This window comes from Mesorhizobium sp. USDA 3734, assembly GCF_056279665.1.
In genome coordinates this window covers 1,061,034-1,075,587 of the sequence record NZ_JBWCCW010000001.1, presented here as the reverse complement: position 1 = coordinate 1,075,587, position 14,554 = coordinate 1,061,034, and the positions used below count along the sequence as shown (strand labels likewise).

At 59.8% G+C, this 14,554-nt stretch carries 15 protein-coding genes and 1 pseudogene; 5 read left to right on the top strand and 11 right to left on the bottom strand.

Annotation, left to right across the window (positions count from 1 at the left end):
- Positions 1–236 precede the first annotated feature (236 nt).
- Positions 237–2,555 carry a sensor domain-containing protein gene (locus tag ACZ89F_RS05090; RefSeq protein WP_476090685.1) on the bottom strand — a complete coding sequence of 773 codons (2,319 nt, stop codon included), beginning with the start codon at positions 2,553–2,555 and terminating at the stop codon, positions 237–239.
- Positions 2,556–2,836: 281 nt separating this feature from the next.
- On the opposite strand from ACZ89F_RS05090, the gene ACZ89F_RS05085 reads away from it, so the two are divergent.
- Entirely contained in the window at positions 2,837–3,025 is a 189-nt protein-coding gene (locus ACZ89F_RS05085) for a hypothetical protein (RefSeq protein ID WP_476090684.1), read from the top strand.
- Between the two features lie 45 nt (positions 3,026–3,070).
- On the opposite strand, the gene ACZ89F_RS05080 is transcribed toward ACZ89F_RS05085, so the two are convergent.
- Positions 3,071–3,355 (bottom strand): PAS domain-containing protein, encoded by a 285-nt coding sequence (locus ACZ89F_RS05080; protein WP_476090683.1) that lies wholly within the window; start codon positions 3,353–3,355, stop codon positions 3,071–3,073.
- Between ACZ89F_RS05080 and ACZ89F_RS05075 the strand changes: the two genes are divergently transcribed.
- Positions 3,354–3,617: a hypothetical protein gene (locus tag ACZ89F_RS05075; protein WP_476090682.1), complete on the top strand. Its 264-nt coding sequence runs from the start codon at positions 3,354–3,356 to the stop codon at positions 3,615–3,617. The two genes, ACZ89F_RS05080 and ACZ89F_RS05075, sit on opposite strands and share 2 nt — an antisense overlap.
- Before the next feature lie 590 nt (positions 3,618–4,207).
- Entirely contained in the window at positions 4,208–5,785 is a 1,578-nt protein-coding gene (locus tag ACZ89F_RS05070) for a hypothetical protein (RefSeq protein WP_476090681.1), read from the top strand.
- 26 nt (positions 5,786–5,811) lie between these two features.
- Here the strand turns inward: ACZ89F_RS05070 and ACZ89F_RS05065 are convergent, their stop codons facing one another.
- Positions 5,812–5,970 carry a hypothetical protein gene (locus tag ACZ89F_RS05065; protein ID WP_476090680.1) on the bottom strand — a complete coding sequence of 53 codons (159 nt, stop codon included), beginning with the start codon at positions 5,968–5,970 and terminating at the stop codon, positions 5,812–5,814.
- Positions 5,971–6,451: 481 nt separating this feature from the next.
- On the opposite strand from ACZ89F_RS05065, the gene ACZ89F_RS05060 reads away from it, so the two are divergent.
- Positions 6,452–6,856 carry a putative quinol monooxygenase gene (locus ACZ89F_RS05060; protein ID WP_476090679.1) on the top strand — a complete coding sequence of 135 codons (405 nt, stop codon included), beginning with the start codon at positions 6,452–6,454 and terminating at the stop codon, positions 6,854–6,856.
- 76 nt (positions 6,857–6,932) lie between these two features.
- On the opposite strand, the gene ACZ89F_RS05055 is transcribed toward ACZ89F_RS05060, so the two are convergent.
- The 4 genes and pseudogenes from ACZ89F_RS05055 to choX form a co-directional block, all read right to left on the bottom strand.
- The gene (locus ACZ89F_RS05055; RefSeq protein ID WP_476090678.1) at positions 6,933–7,304 is read right to left on the bottom strand and encodes a cupin domain-containing protein; all 372 of its coding nucleotides are present in this window, start codon (positions 7,302–7,304) and stop codon (positions 6,933–6,935) included.
- A gap of 32 nt (positions 7,305–7,336) precedes the next feature.
- A pseudogene (locus ACZ89F_RS05050) lies at positions 7,337–8,240 on the bottom strand (AraC family transcriptional regulator).
- Between the two features lie 482 nt (positions 8,241–8,722).
- On the bottom strand, positions 8,723–9,757 hold the full coding sequence (locus ACZ89F_RS05045) for an alcohol dehydrogenase catalytic domain-containing protein (RefSeq protein ID WP_476090677.1): 1,035 nt from the start codon (positions 9,755–9,757) through the stop codon (positions 8,723–8,725).
- A complete protein-coding gene (gene choX, locus ACZ89F_RS05040; protein ID WP_476090676.1) occupies positions 9,758–10,687 on the bottom strand; it encodes a choline ABC transporter substrate-binding protein in 930 nt (309 codons plus the stop codon).
- A gap of 117 nt (positions 10,688–10,804) precedes the next feature.
- Here choX and betI point away from each other — a divergent pair, with 117 nt between their 5' ends.
- Positions 10,805–11,458, top strand: coding sequence for a transcriptional regulator BetI (gene betI, locus ACZ89F_RS05035; RefSeq protein ID WP_476090675.1), 654 nt, complete (start codon positions 10,805–10,807; stop codon positions 11,456–11,458).
- A gap of 55 nt (positions 11,459–11,513) precedes the next feature.
- On the opposite strand, the gene ACZ89F_RS05030 is transcribed toward betI, so the two are convergent.
- The 4 genes from ACZ89F_RS05030 to ACZ89F_RS05015 all read right to left on the bottom strand — a co-directional run bounded on the left by ACZ89F_RS05030 (position 11,514) and on the right by ACZ89F_RS05015 (position 14,354).
- Complete coding sequence (locus ACZ89F_RS05030; RefSeq protein WP_476090674.1) at positions 11,514–12,272, bottom strand: SDR family oxidoreductase; 759 nt, start codon at positions 12,270–12,272, stop codon at positions 11,514–11,516.
- The gene (locus ACZ89F_RS05025) at positions 12,269–12,973 is read right to left on the bottom strand and encodes a hypothetical protein (protein ID WP_476090673.1); all 705 of its coding nucleotides are present in this window, start codon (positions 12,971–12,973) and stop codon (positions 12,269–12,271) included. The genes ACZ89F_RS05030 and ACZ89F_RS05025 overlap by 4 nt, the downstream gene beginning before the upstream one ends.
- 90 nt (positions 12,974–13,063) lie before the next feature.
- Positions 13,064–13,558: a ketopantoate reductase family protein gene (locus ACZ89F_RS05020; RefSeq protein WP_476090672.1), complete on the bottom strand. Its 495-nt coding sequence runs from the start codon at positions 13,556–13,558 to the stop codon at positions 13,064–13,066.
- Positions 13,559–14,222: 664 nt separating this feature from the next.
- On the bottom strand, positions 14,223–14,354 hold the full coding sequence (locus ACZ89F_RS05015; RefSeq protein WP_476090671.1) for a hypothetical protein: 132 nt from the start codon (positions 14,352–14,354) through the stop codon (positions 14,223–14,225).
- Positions 14,355–14,554: the final 200 nt, after the last annotated feature.

The window sequence follows — 14,554 nt, the reverse complement described above, 5'->3', positions numbered from 1 at the left end:
CGGGCGTTCTCGCCTCGACTGCTGCGCGGAAAGGCTCCGCACAGTCCTGTTCGAAGCGCGTCCGCGCCTTGGTAGGTCCAGAGTGATTTCGCAACGAAATTCGTGCGTTTTTCGCCCAACAGCCTAACGATCCGATGCTGGCTATTGGCACCGACTCCAAATTGCGCTTCGTTCCTAGGCAGAGTCTGGCTCACGTGCCGACGTCATCCCCCGTGACCGCGTGGATTTGTAATTGGTTAAGGCACGGCAGTCTGGCTGCGGAGCAAATCCTCGATTGCCTTCGACTTGATCGGCTTGCTGAAGTGGTAGCCCTGTATTTCGTCGCAATGGTTGTCGTGCAGGAAGGCAAGCTGCTCGTCCGTCTCGACGCCTTCGGCGATGACCCGCATATTCAGTCTTTGTCCAAGTGAAATCACCGCCGCTGCAATACCTCGATCGTTCTCGTCGCGAGCAAGGTTGCGGATGAATGACTGGTCGATTTTGAGTCGTGCCACCGGCAAGTTCTTCAACGCGCTGAGGCTGGAATAGCCCGTCCCGAAATCATCAATTGCGAAATGGATGCCAAGCGCCTGCAATTCCTTCATTGTCGCAATCGCCTGGTCGACGTTCCGCATCAGGAGGCTCTCGGTCAACTCCAGTTCGAGATATCGTGCCTCCATGCCGCTCTCTCGAAGTGCTCGCGTAACACGACAGATCCAGTTCTTCTCGTGGAACTGACGAGCCGAAACATTTACGCTTACATTGACAGGCGGCAGCCCGGCATCCTGCCACGCCTTGTTTTGACGACATGCCTCATGCAGCACCCAATCACCGAGCGGTACGATCAGCCCTGTTTCTTCGGCCAGAGGAATGAACTGGACGGGAGAAATCACACCCTGCGTTGGATGCTTCCAGCGCACCAGAGCCTCGACGGCAAAAATGCGCCCCGTCTGGAGATCGACCTGGGGCTGGTAGAGCAGATAGAACTCGGAATGAGCAATGCCGTGGCGCATCGCCTCCTGCAGGGCAAGGCGTTCGTGAACCTTGGTGTTCATCTCGGCCATGTAGAACTGGAAACCGTCGCGACCAGCTTCCTTGGCTTTGTACATTGCCGCATCGGCGTTCATGAGCAGCGTCTCTGCGTCCGAACCGTCGTTGGGAAAGGTCGCCACACCCATGCTGCAGGTGACGTGGAAAGCCTGTCCCTCAAAGGGCACAGGCTCGGCTATGGCTGCTCGAATTCTGTTGAGGGTCGCCGAGATGGCATCGGGGCTGTCGGGCTGATCGACAAGCAGAATGACGAACTCGTCGCCACCCAGCCGCATCACAGTGTCAGTCGCCTTGACGCAATCGACCATTCTGTTCGCCACGATCTTGAGTAGCGCGTCGCCAGCGGTATGGCCCAGGCTGTCGTTGACCGTCTTGAAATTGTCGAGATCGACGAACACCACCGACACCCAAGGGTTGTGGCGTTGGGTTTGCAACATTGCCTGGGTCAGGCGATCCTTGAGCAGGCTGCGATTGGGCAGGCCGGTCAGCGTGTCATGATGGGCCAGGAAGATGATCTGGTCTTCGGCGCGTTTGCGCTCGATGGCGATGGCGGCGATCCGGGTCGTCATCTCGGTAAGATGCGTTTCAGCCGCTCCTGGCTCGCGCACTTCCCGCGAATACATCGCAAAGGTGCCCAGAACTGCTCCATGGTGCGACAGGATTGGTGTGGACCAACAGGAGCGTAATCCATGGAGCGCGGCCAGTTCGCGGTAGTTCTTCCATAGCGGGTCGCTTGCGATATCGGCGACGACAACGGCTTCCCGCCGATAGGCGGCGGTGCCGCAGGAGCCGACGTCAGGACCAATGGCAACACCGTCGATCGCCTTCGAATAGACTGCGGGCAAGCTTGGCCCTGCCCCGTGCCAGAGATGGGCTCCATCCGCGTCAAGCAGCAGGATCGAGCCGAACACACCGTCAAGCTGAGATTCCATCAGGCGCACCAAGCGGTCCAGAACCTCTCCCAAAGGAGCGTTCATCGCAATCATTTCGAGGACGAGTGCCTGTTCTTCCCGCAGGAGATCGGCCTGTCTGCGTGCGGTTACGTCGCGTGAAATCCCGACAAGACCGATGATTTCGTTGTGGTCGTTGCGCAAGGCGACTTTCGATGTCGAAAGCCATCTCTTGGCGCCGGTCGAATCGAGGACTATTTCCTCCATGTCGATCATCGGGCGCCCAGACTGAATAACAGTCTGCTCAATATCGTAGAATTTCGCAGCGAGTTCTGGAGTGTGGAGTTCGAAATCCGTCTTGCCGATCATGTCCTCGAGTTGTGCACGGCCATGAATGTCAGCGACAGCTTTGTTCACGACCAAAAAACGGCATTCAAGATCTTTTGCGAACAGGTAGTCTGGCACCTGGTCGATCATCGTCCGGAGCAGCCCCCGTTCGGTGGCCCACTCCCGTTCAACGCTCTCACGCTGCTGGAACTCAGCCTCAAGCCTTTCGACAGTCGCGACAAGCCGATCGACCTGCGGCTGCCCGACTTCGGCATGGTAGTCGAATCGATTCGAACCTGTCTTCGGCACTTGGTTCCTCCCGACCACGGTCCGCCTTCCATAGGCGACGTGGCGTTGCCTGCGTCCGCAAACAATCTTTCAGAGTGCAACCAAAAACCCTTCCCACCGATTAACAGATCGAGAAAGGAACCATTGAGTACGGAAAATTACGAATGAGCGCGCCCATTGCAGCCTCGTGCGCCTTGGTTTTCGCCAATCTATTTCTGGAAGATCGATAATTTAAAGTGGAACTTTTAAGCATAGATCGTCCAAGGCGACGCTTCGGGCGAATGGAGAGGGAGCGTCCAGCGGTGGCCTATATGGTGATTTGGTACGGGAAAGAGGGCATCGTTGAAAAGACGCCCTTCGATGCCGAGAAAGCCGCGCGAGAGCACGCGCTGGCGACATTTCTTGCTCGAAAGCAGAACGACCGGATCGTAGCGGTGGAAGTTCGCAAGGATGATGGCACGGTTGTATTCAGTCAAGCAGGAGGCAGCTAAGTGGATCGTCGCAGTGCTTCATCGGGCCCTTGGCATGCCTAAGCCCTATTCGCTCGATTGCGTGAACGTGTGGTGCGGTTTGTCGAGGCTGGTCACCCACGGGCATGCGCTGCCGTCCTTGCGTCGGTAAAGGATTTCCGCACCCGTCTCCGCATTGGCTTCGAACTCTGCCTTGATGCGTTTCAACGCACGGGAGTCGGCGCCGTCCGCCATCAGGAAGTTGAAGGGCTGACCCAAAACCTCTTCCCTGGCGTATCCGGTCAAGGCGAGAAACGCGTCATTGGCAAACATGATGGGATTGCAGGGCTCTTTCTCATCGGTGAAAACCATGGGCCATTCGGTTTGTCTCCGCGGCAACCACAAACGGGCCAAGGTCGTCCTGAAAGCCGTGGACTTCGGCTTCGGCGTCCTTTTGCTCTTCGGACTTGGCGTCTACGCTGGACATGTGCTTGGCCGGTCGGCGTCCGCTATGTCGGTGACCCGTCATCGCTCATCTCCCCTGGAGGGCGAGAGCGTGATCGATTTTTTCAATCGCCAGCGCCTGTTCATAGGCTGGCGACCCTTGCTTTGTACGTTTCCGACACTCGATTAGCTAGTCATTCCAGACGCTGCCGATTGGCCGCCGCCACGCCAATCCTCGCTGGAACGATTGTTTGAGGGCGGCGTTCCTTGACTGCTGCGGACCGCGTCAATCGGGCGTGGCGGTAGGGGGAACAGAATGGTTTTCCCGGTTTCATATCCTGACCACGAATGGCAGAAGCGCCTGTCCCGCCCGGTCCGCAGCAACAGTGGCTCGCCCCACGGGTTGTCAGTAGCCACCATAATCAACGAAATCAAAGCGATGCAACGAAATGGTGCAAGCGCCAAGTCATCCAGCGCACAATTCTACAGAAAAACCAATGACTTGACGAGGTGCCCGATGGTACCGGTTGGCTGGGATCGAACCAGCGACCTCCGGATCCACAATCCGAAGTTCGTCCTTCTACGCCGAAACCAAACTAGTTGACAAGCGTACTGATTTCGAGATTTCTAAAGACCAACTCCCTGAAATCTCTATATTTTTCAACGATCAACACCGCGGGTCGTTCAACCGTGAACGATATAAATTGAGCCACAGCTAACACTTGTCAACAGAGTGTGAATGGTATGGGAATGGTACGAGCAATTTCAAGGCATGACGGCATGGCAGGGTCCAACAACGTCTATCTAGAGGTCACGCACGTCGACGCTGCTCACCGCGCAGCGCTGAAAAACCTGAAGGGCGAAGGCGCGCCGGCTGGATACACCCTAACGGACAAGGGGCACAAGGGCCTCGCGATGCGCCTGTCGGGAGGACAGGTGTCGTGGATGGTGAAAACGGCGACTTGGACAAAGGTCATCGGCTACGCCTTTCCTCCCACCCACGCCTGGGCCGTCAAGGGCGTGGTCGAACCGAAACAGATTGCCGGACACGTGCAGGCACTGATGCGCAACGGGGAAGGCGCTCTTGTCGACGCCTACCTCGCCGCCCGTCACACACTCAAGGACCACGCCAAGGCGGTAGCCTCTCTCCGTCCGAACGCAACGACGTGGACGCTGCGTGAGTGCGTCGACATGACGGTGAAGCAGCGGACGGCTAAGAACGCATCCAAGCCATTGAAACCTCGCTCCGTAGAGGACTGGAACAACACCTTCGGCAAGCTGGAACTGGCCGTGCTGATGGATACGCCGGTCTCGCTCATCGCCCGCGGCGACATCGAGAAGGCCAGGAACGCCTTCGCTGATGCGTACGGCGCGAGGCCATCCACAAAGCTGCTGACCCACTTCCGCTCCGTCATGGAACACTGCGCGGCCTTTCACTCGCTCGAAGCCGGGCTAGTTGGCGTTGAACCATGGTGGCGGATGCTGGCCTCGCCGTTCAGGACGAAGGCCCGCACCCGGCGGCCGACGATCGAAGATATCGCGAAAACCCTGCTGCTTGCCGAGGAGTATGCGACTAAGCCCTTGCCCGGCCGGACGATCCGGACAGCAGGAGTTGGACCCGGCACGCTGACCGGGCTCTGGTGGCTCGTGCTCACCTGTCAGCGCGCCGATGCTGGTATGAAGCTCAAGGCCTACGATTTCTATCCCGATACGACTCCCGGCCGCGAAGGATGGATGCTGGCGGCTTGGGATGAAGGCGTCATGAAAGGTGGGAAAACCCACATCCTGCCCATCCCTCCCCGTGCTTGGGCGGCGCTTGAACCGTTGCTGAAGGCGTGCCGAAACCATGGCAACGTGGACTGGGCTTTCCCGTCCGAGATCGGCAAAGACAAAGCGACTACGAGGTCTGGTGTCTATTCCGTACTCAAGCGCCTCGCCAAGCGTGATGCGCTGCTCAACGAGGTGCGCAAACAGGAGGTCGCGGCTGAAGTTCCGGAAGCGGATCGCCGCGCCGACACACGCGTCGACCTCTTCGTGGCGAACGGCATCCTCTGGTGGTCGCTGCATGACCTCCGGCGCGCGCTGCTCAAGGAAATGGACGAGCGAGGAATGCCCGGCGGCGCGAGCGTGGTCATGGCGCATGAGCTCAAGAGTTCCGAGAGCCTCAACGACGACCGCCTGTCAGCCCTGCAGCTCGAAGAATTCAAGCGGCAGCGTGCCGCGAAAATCACGCTCATGGCCTACGGCGGGGCGCAGTTTATCAAACTGAAGTCGGAGGCCATGACCGCCTGGACCGACGCCGTACTCGACGAGTACACCAAGCAGAAAATAGCGGCACCGACCGCGCCGGCCGCCTGAACAAAATGGAGGAGTGAACTCAGGGATCAGTTGTGACCGGTGTAGCGAAGCTGCCCACTTGGCATATAGCGTAACTTCCCCCTGAAATGTTGCGCTAAACGATGCAAAAGCTGGTTCATGGCGATTGGAGCTCCCGGCTCGTCATCGACGATGAGAGGGACGAATTGCCTTTCGGTCATCTTCATCACCACGAACCCTGATCCGAAAAGCCAGATGCGTCGAGATCGAACGCGCGATATCCTCATCCTCCAAAGCCTTGATCTCGCGATCGACGTGCAAGCTCTTCGGCAGAACGAACGGAGCTGACGGGCACTAGTCGCTTAGCACGCCATTTCTTCGCAACGCCCTATGCGCCCCCGAGATGCCAAGCTCCCCGACGCCCTTGACCTTCAAGGGCACGGTCATCGGGTCGACTTCGTCGATGAATATCACCCCTCCTGATGGAGGTATATCCGCGTGAAACGGGACTTCATAGCTCGCAAAATCGTGGTTGGCGAAATAGCCCGCCGCTTGTCGACACCCTCATTGACGCGAACTGCAATCGAGCGGCTAGAGACTGGGGCCTTGTTTCTGGACGATTGATAAAGACAAACGGACGGCTGCTGATGGATCAGCCGACAAGCCAATGGTATCTGCGATGGTGTTTTGGCCCCAGGGAAACTCGACATGCAACGCAGAGAGCTTTTCGTGAACACAGGCAAAATGGCTGCCGCGATGGCTATCGGGTTGATGGGTGCATCGGCGGCCAGTGCCACCGGTGCTGCCGCCATCGGCCACGGATTCCATGCGACTATCAACGCCAAACCCGGCAAGGGCGATGCGCTGGTGGACCTGCTATTGCGGTCCCCCGCGCTTACCAATGACGACTGCCTGGTGTTCCTCGTCGGCCGCTCCGCCAGCAACAAGGACGTCGTCTTCGTGACCGAGGGATGGAAGAGCAAAGAGGTCCACGAGAAGTTTTTCGCAAGTAAGGTTGCAAAGGGCTATGTGGCCGAATTCGGGCCCTTGGTCGAGGGTGAGTCCACCTATCTTGACGAAGTGCCGGTGGGTGGCAAGGCAGTGCTTGGCTGATCAAGCTTGCCTACCAACCGCGAAGCCGCAGAATCCGTTTCGCGTATGTGGATGAGTGAAGGTAAGAGGCTGACCATCAATGGAGCGTTGATGGGATCAAAGCGGAAATAGCCGCCAAGAAGGCGAAAATTTGCTTCGCCTTCCGCCGTACCATGCCGCAGTTGGATGGCTCTTTCACCGGGGATGGCCGCATCTCCACAGGCGTCACATCACCGTGGCTAGACATGACAAAACCGGGGTTCGCCGCCAAGAGCACGAAGTCGCCCCTGCCGAGCCTCACCGATTCCATCCCGACAACATCCAGGTGGCAGTGTCCCCGAAGAACAAGGCCGAATCCGAAGTCCTCGACATCGCAGTCGCGCACAGCCCACCTGTCGGCGCCATCAATGAATTTGGCAAAGACCATGCGTGGTCCAAGCAGGGAAAGAACGGCGGCTAAAGGTTCCATTGGGGCGAGCTTGCTTCAAAAATGACTGGCGTCTAGTGTGCTGTCGTCTTGGAGTAGCGGCCGGGCGGCTGACCGACATAGCGGCTGAAGGCCGTGCTGAAAGTGCTTGCCGAGCCATAGCCGACGCGCTCGGCGACCTGGGCGATGTCGATTTCCTGACGGCGCAGCAGATCCTTCGCCAACGCCATGCGCCAAGCCAGGAGATACTCCATCGGCGGCACCCCGACACTGCGGCTGAAGCGGTCAAAAAACGCCGATCGGGAAAGTGCGGCCTCCTTTGCGAGTTGCGCCATCGTCCAGGGACGCCCCGGTTCAGCATGCATCTGTCGGATAGCTTCGGCCAGCCGCACATCCCCCAAGCCGCGTAGCAGTCCGGCCGGCGCGTCGGGCGTTTGTGTAAGCCGCAGGGATTCGACCAGAAGGATCTCGACGAGCCGGGTTAGCACCAGGTCGCGTCCGGAATGTTGCTGTGCCGCCTCGTCAATCAAGAGTTTCACCAGGATCGACAGCCGCTCGACACCGCGGACATGGACCTGCCCCGGGCAGCAGCGAGACCAGAAGGCCTGAATCCTCACTGTCGAAGATGAAGTAGCCGCCAAGGATGCGCACGCTGGGCGGCCCATCTTGCGTCCCGTGACGCACCTCACCCGTGGCCTGTGCCGCGACGTGCGGATCGATGAAGTCCGGGATAACGGCCTCGAAGCCCGACATGACAAAGCTAGGGGTCCTCGGCAGCAGCACGAAGTCGCCGGCTTCCAGCGTCAGCGGCTCCTGGCCGTCCACCGCAAGGCGGCACGCCCCTTCGAGCACCACGGCAAAGCTTGGGTGCCCGAAATCGTCATAACGGACGCCCCAGCGGCCAGCACCGCTGATGCCTTTGGTAAACACGGCCTGAGGTCGGAGCAGCTCAATCACTTCGGAGAGAGGGTCGATCATGAAATGGACGATAGCTAACGAATAATGCCTTGTCAATTGTATATAGTCCAGAAAATCGACACGGGGGTGGCGCGCACGCCGGGGGCCACACTATGTCCCATTGGTTTTGGCCGCGACGGCGGGGGCGTTTCTGTCCAGGTCATCAAAGGCCATGATCGCTGCACCAATCAGGCCGGAATTCCCCGAGAGCGACTCACCGGAATTTCGCGAAACAGGGCACAACCGCCAGGTTAAGCCTGTCACGAATGTCAGACATCAGGGCATCGAAGCTGTTGGCGGACGACGACTTAGCGTCAACGTCACCACCGGCTTTTTTCGGCCTGGGATCCTTCGTGCTCGCCGCCCGCCTGAACTCCTGGTAGTCACCTTCGACACATTCGCCAAATCCCGCAGCCGATCGGGCTGACGGTGCCTTGCCGCTTTTGGCGGTCAAAGGAACCGACCGGGACAATCAGTTCACGCACGTAGCCGCGATTTTTCGCCTATGACAGATGGGTAGCAAAGACAATCGCCAGTCGTCCTTCGGCGTTTCCCGCTTTCAACCGGTCGAGCGCGCTGGTCACCTCGGCGAGCGTAACGTGCTGCACTTGGGCCTCGAGAGGCTGCGCCTCATGCATCTTCATCAGTTCGTGCATCTGCGCGCGCGTGCCAACGCTGGTGCCCGTTATCCAGACGCCACTCGCGGTGAGCCACTCTTGGCTGAGGGGCACCGGTTGCGAGACCATCGCGGCGGCGATGATCCTGCCACGCGGACGGATTGCCGCGACCATGGCATCCCACGTTGCTGGCGTCGGCGCAAAATTGATGCAGACATGCGCTCGGAAATTTGCGGGCCAGTTGCCAGCCAAGCCGGGCGAGGCAAGCAGGGTGTGCTTAGCGCCAAGGGAAACTGCAAGGCGAAGCTTGGCTTCATCCGTATCAATGGCAACGACTGTTGCGCCAAGCCGCCGGGCGATCTGGATCGCATATAGGCCCAGACCACCACAGCCGAAGACGGCACAAATCTCTCCGGCTTTGACTCCCGCACGCTGCACGGCGCCAAAGGCGGTCAGGCCCGCGCACATCAGCGGCGCCAGCACTGCTGCATCGCCCTCCTCCGGCAGTCGCGCGGCAAAGCGCGCATCGGCCACGACGTATTCGGCAAAAGTGCCTGAAACGTCGAAGCCATGCGCGCGCTGGTGCTGGCAGAAAGACTCCATTTCGGCGTGGCACTCGTCGCAGTCGCCGCAGGTGTCGTGTAGCCAGGCGATGCCGACGCGCTCGCCAAGGCGCCAGCCGGTGACGCTGGTGCCGACCTGCACCACTCGCCCCACGCCTTCATGGCCAAGAATTGTCGCCGGTTGCCCTGACGCCGGCCGCAGATGCCCTTGCCACACATGCACGTCGGTATGGCATATGCCGCTCGCCTCCAGCCGAACCAGTATTTCTCCGGAACCCGGTTCCGGCCGCGGCACGCTCATGATGCGCAACGGCTGGCCCTCGCTCTCCAGCACGGCGGCGAGCATGTTGTGGCTCATCTACAGACCCAAGGCGCTTTTCACGGCAGGCAGACCCGCCTGACCGTCAAAGGTCGAGACGCCGTCCAGCCATTTGACGAGTTTGTCCGGGTTGCGCTTGACCATCTCGCGGGCGGCTTCGTCGGCGGATTTTCCCTCCCCCAAAATCATCCGCATGCCATAGTTTTCATAGGTGAGATCGAAGGCCAGATTGGCAAACAGCTTGGCTGCGTTAGGACATTCCGCCGAGAAGCCCTTGCGGGCGATTGTGCGCACGGTGGCGCCGCCGAAATTCGGCCCGAACTCGACGTCGCCACCCGACAGATAGGTTATCTTGTGGTCGAGGTTCATCGGATGCGGTTCCCAACCGAGGAACACGACCCAGCTCTTGTCCGCCACCGAGTTTGCGACTTGCGTCAGCATTGCCGCCTCGCTGGACTCGATAATCTGCCAGTCGCCCAGCCCGTGCCGATTGGCCGCCACCATGTCGACCAGCGGCTTGTTCGAACCCGCCTCGATGCCATAGATCTTGCTGCCGAACTTGTCGGCGTGGGCTGCGAGATCATCGAAGCTTTTGATCCCCTGGTCCGCCACATATTGCGGAACGGCGAGCGTGTATTTGGCGCCCTCCAGGTTCACGCCCAACACTTCAACCGATCCTTCATCGAAATAGGATTTGTATTCCTCGTCCTGGACCGGTCGCCAGTTGCCCAGGAACACATCCATGTCGTTCTCCTTCAGGGCGGAATAGGCGACACCAAGGCCGAGCAGGGTCTGCGAGGCATCGTAGCCCAGGGCATCAAGGATGACTTCGGCGGTGGTGTTGGTCAGGGCGATGTCGGTCCAGCCCAAATCCGCCATGCGGACCTTCTGGCACTGCGCCGCATCGGCGGCAATGGCGGGTGAAACGATCAACCCGGAAAGCAAGGCAAAAACGACTGTCGTGCGCATTTGTCATTCCCCATTTTCTTGACGAGACGACTGCCAGCCAACGCTATGGCCTTTGCGCTGTATGTCAATATAAAATATTGTATGAGCGTACAAAAATCTTATTTGCTAGAAAGGGAAATGGCGACTCAGGGCAAGCGAACCAGAATCGAGGACATACGGCGCGTCGAGCTGATCGCGGCCGCCCATCGCGTCTTCCTCGAGCACGGATTGCAAGGCATGACCTCCGCCCGCATATGCCGAGAAGCCGGCATGTCGCCCGGCATTCTTGCCTATTATTTCAAGGGCAAGGACGAAGTCCTGTTCGGCATGGTGCGCTACAACAACCGCCTGCTGATGGAAGATGTCATCGCGCGGCTCAGTGCGGCGCCGACCAATTGGGCGCGGCTGGAAGCAATCGTCGAGGGGAACTTTCCCGCAGAGGCTTTCACCCGCGCCATCGCCAGCGCCTGGATGTCGGTCTGCGCCGAAGCCGGCGTAAACGAGCAATATGCCCGGCTGCAGCGACTGTTCCACCGGCGGCTGCGTTCCAATCTGGCTTCGGTGTTTGACGGAATATTCGATGCGGCGCGCCTGCACGAGGCGAGCCTCATCATCGCGGCCCTGCTCGACGGGCTCTGGCTGCGCAAGGCCGTCGCCGACGATATCGGCCGCGATGAGGCCATCACGCTGGTGTTCACCGGAATTCGCTCCCTGGTGAGCGACAAGGAAGAGAAGCTTCTGCGTTCAGGCCGAGAGCCCAAGCGGGCGGTGGCTTCGCGGCGACGGCAATGAGCCTCTGCCGCACCTGACGACGCTTTCGCCGGTGCGGCAAAGATAGCGGCGGAACCTAGGCAGCCACCGCACGCCGCGCCTGGCTCAGCGCCACCGCATCGGGTCCGGCGGGAAAGCTGATCGCGGCTGACACATCGTGCGCGGCCTTCCAGACGATCTCGGCGACGTCCTCAGGCACGGTGTGTGCCGTCGGGCGGGTCATCGCTGCGAAGATCTCGCCGGCATAGCCGGCGTAGGCCTCGGGAATGAAGCGCTCGACATAGGAACCCGCATCGCGGGAGAACGCCGTCGTCGGCCCGTAACCCGGCTGAACCATCTTCACGCGGATACCAAAATGATTGAGCTCGTTGGCGAGCGACGCGGTGAAGCCGTCGATGGCCGTCTTGCTGGCCGTGTAGATGGCGACCATCGGCATCGGGACCAGCACGGCGCTGGAGGTGACGTTGATGAGCGTGCCCGAACGGCGGGCGCGGAACTGGGGAATCACCGCCTGGGTCATCGCCATGACGCCGAACGTGTTGGTCTCAAAAATCTGGCGGGCCGTGTCCATCGACGTCGCCTCGAAGGCGCCGAACATGCCGATGCCGGCATTGTTGACCAGCACGTCGATCGGGCCTGCCGCTTCGACCGCTGCCTTGATGCTGTCTGCATTGGTAACGTCGAGCGGGATAATCCGGATGCGGTCGGATTTGGGCAGGACATCCTCACGCGGCGTACGCATGCCGGCGACGACGTTCCAGCCCTTGGCGTGAAAAAGCCTGGCGGTTTCGAGGCCGTAGCCCGATGAGGTTCCTGTGATAAGCGCGGTTTTCATGGCGATCTCCTTTCGTTTGTGATGACGCCAAGATACCCTAGCCGGACCGGACTATATATGATTATAGGTCCATAATTGATTTGCAATAGTCCGAATTGTCGTAAGTCCCCTGCCAGCCTAGGCGGTGGTACAAGGGCCAGCAAGGGCAGCGGTGCGGCAAGCAGCCCTACAGACGCTCGGCCGGAACCGGGCGGCCGCCGGACCGCTCGCTCTCCGGTTATGGCCGATCCTTCCACGGCAAGCACCATCGCCCAGGGAATGGCCGTCGAAAGCCAAAGCCATTCCAGCAGGCCGATCAACGACGTGGCGGCCCCCAACAGAAAATAGGAGCCAGGCACCAGCGACGACAGACAGATGATCGCTGCGGCGATCATTCCTCCGGCCGCATAAGTGCCGATCAACGCTGCGATGCCCGCAGCTAGCGATGCCGGCCCGCCAGCGGACCGCCGCCCATACCGGACGTGCCACCATCGACTGGCAAACACCACCACGGCAAGGATCAAGACAAGTTTGGCAATGCTCAGCGTCAGCCACAATGGGCGCACCGCTGCATCCACGGCGCCGGTCCGATAATGGCCGAATTCCGTTTCGACCAGACGCTGCGCGAAATCTGCGGCGACGGGCAGGAACAAAAGCCCCGGCCTTCCCCGAACCAAGTCGAGTGCCCGCGCCAACAGCCCGTGCTCTGCCGCGTCGTTCACGCCACCCGCCGCTGGGAAGGCATCCCCGGATACATTCCGCGCCGCGCCCGACCGGCTCCTTTCGACATCCGAACCATTTATACGACAAGGCTACTCACTGCTTCGAATCCAGGGAGGAAGATGCCCAGTCGGCGGTTTTCCGCCAGAACGTCGCGATAGAAGCAACGCAGTTCGTGCGGATTGGCGTGGCCATCGACCGTGGCGCGAAAAGCGGCGCTGAAGCGCAGAGCAAGCCTCAGCCGTCGCGCCGATCCATGTCGGCAATTTGAAAATGGTCAGTTCCGGATGGTTCTTCAGCACCACCCCGCGCGCGGCCAGCAACGTCATGACCTCACAGATATTCAGTATAGCTCGCTTTGCCTCGATACGGTTTTCCATAACCTCACGCATCGATCCGACCTTCAGCACCTGGGCGTTGATCGCGGCGTTGGTGGCAAAATGGACCCACAGCCAGTCGCGAAAATTCCGGTGCTCCTTGACCGAAAAGCCGGCAGCGGCAAACAGCTGCCGCGCGGCGATCTCCCGCTGCGTTGGACCGATGCCGAAGGTGCCGAATTCTACCTTCGAGAAGAGCGCGCCGTACAATGTTCCATCCGGCTGGAACACGCCGCCGGCGGCAGGAAAGCCCCAGGCAAGTTGACGCGGTGGGAGCGCGGACGCAGCAACCTGGGGATCTTCCCAGAAATTGTTGAAGATCAGAATCGTCGCGCGGCTGGCTCGAGAGGCGAGGAAATCCGCTACGTCGCCATTCGATTGTTTCTAGCCCAGTTAGGTCATTGATCTAGCTGGGTTTTTTCTTGCTTGCGGCCCCAAAAGCCGACGCATGGTCCGCCAAAAAGTTACGCTTTTGATTTTAAATGGAAAATCGCCGCAAAAAATATTTTGAGGTTTCATGGACTATCGGGACCAATCGGCGATTTTCTGCACTTTGCGGTGCCTGACGGGGTGTCTCCCCCGCCTCGAAAAGTACCGTCACCCCCGGTAAGTAGGGCATTTCTTCGTTGCAAAATCAATGGCGGCGGCCTCGCAGCACGTCCTCTTACAACCCAGCCATCAGGTGGCGGATGGTTCGCCCAGTCATATCGTCCGTATGCTTTCGTATACGTCCCTTGCACGTCGGCGAACCCCTTGCAACTCCCAATGAATCCCATCAGAAACCGTCTTGCAGCCGACCTATGGTCCGGCTGCAAGACCGGCAGACTCAAGCCGCCATCCAGAATGACTGCATTGTTCTCGTAGTAGTGCCCACCTAGTTCGGATCGCCGAGCCGTGGATCACTCGGCTGGATGCCCGATCCGGTCGACGAGGTTGCCGGATCGAAGCCGGCGATGGCGCGACCAGGGTCGCTGCCCTGCATGCGGTAGCCGCCAAAGGTGTTCACGGTTACGGCTTCACGCCGACGTAGGCTACCACCAACACGCCGCGCGCAGTCCAGAATTCGTTCGTCCGGGCTATGTCTCGCCACCAACGACCGCCGCGCCGCCTCTTTCTGTAACAGGCGCGGCACTATGATCCGCCTGCACAGGGCTTTCCTCATACGTCCCGAATGGCATGTGGACGACCATCAATGCCCGTTCGAGC

Coding starts and splice junctions, on each gene's coding strand:
- ACZ89F_RS05075 (WP_476090682.1), top strand. CDS start 3,354: ATGGGCCATTCGGTTTGTCTCCGCGGCAACCACAAACGGGCCAAGGTC.
- ACZ89F_RS05080 (WP_476090683.1), bottom strand. CDS start 3,355: ATGGTTTTCACCGATGAGAAAGAGCCCTGCAATCCCATCATGTTTGCC.
- ACZ89F_RS05070 (WP_476090681.1), top strand. CDS start 4,208: ATGGCAGGGTCCAACAACGTCTATCTAGAGGTCACGCACGTCGACGCT.
- ACZ89F_RS05065 (WP_476090680.1), bottom strand. CDS start 5,970: ATGAAGATGACCGAAAGGCAATTCGTCCCTCTCATCGTCGATGACGAG.
- ACZ89F_RS05060 (WP_476090679.1), top strand. CDS start 6,452: ATGCAACGCAGAGAGCTTTTCGTGAACACAGGCAAAATGGCTGCCGCG.
- ACZ89F_RS05055 (WP_476090678.1), bottom strand. CDS start 7,304: ATGGAACCTTTAGCCGCCGTTCTTTCCCTGCTTGGACCACGCATGGTC.
- ACZ89F_RS05045 (WP_476090677.1), bottom strand. CDS start 9,757: ATGAGCCACAACATGCTCGCCGCCGTGCTGGAGAGCGAGGGCCAGCCG.
- choX (WP_476090676.1), bottom strand. CDS start 10,687: ATGCGCACGACAGTCGTTTTTGCCTTGCTTTCCGGGTTGATCGTTTCA.
- betI (WP_476090675.1), top strand. CDS start 10,805: ATGGCGACTCAGGGCAAGCGAACCAGAATCGAGGACATACGGCGCGTC.
- ACZ89F_RS05030 (WP_476090674.1), bottom strand. CDS start 12,272: ATGAAAACCGCGCTTATCACAGGAACCTCATCGGGCTACGGCCTCGAA.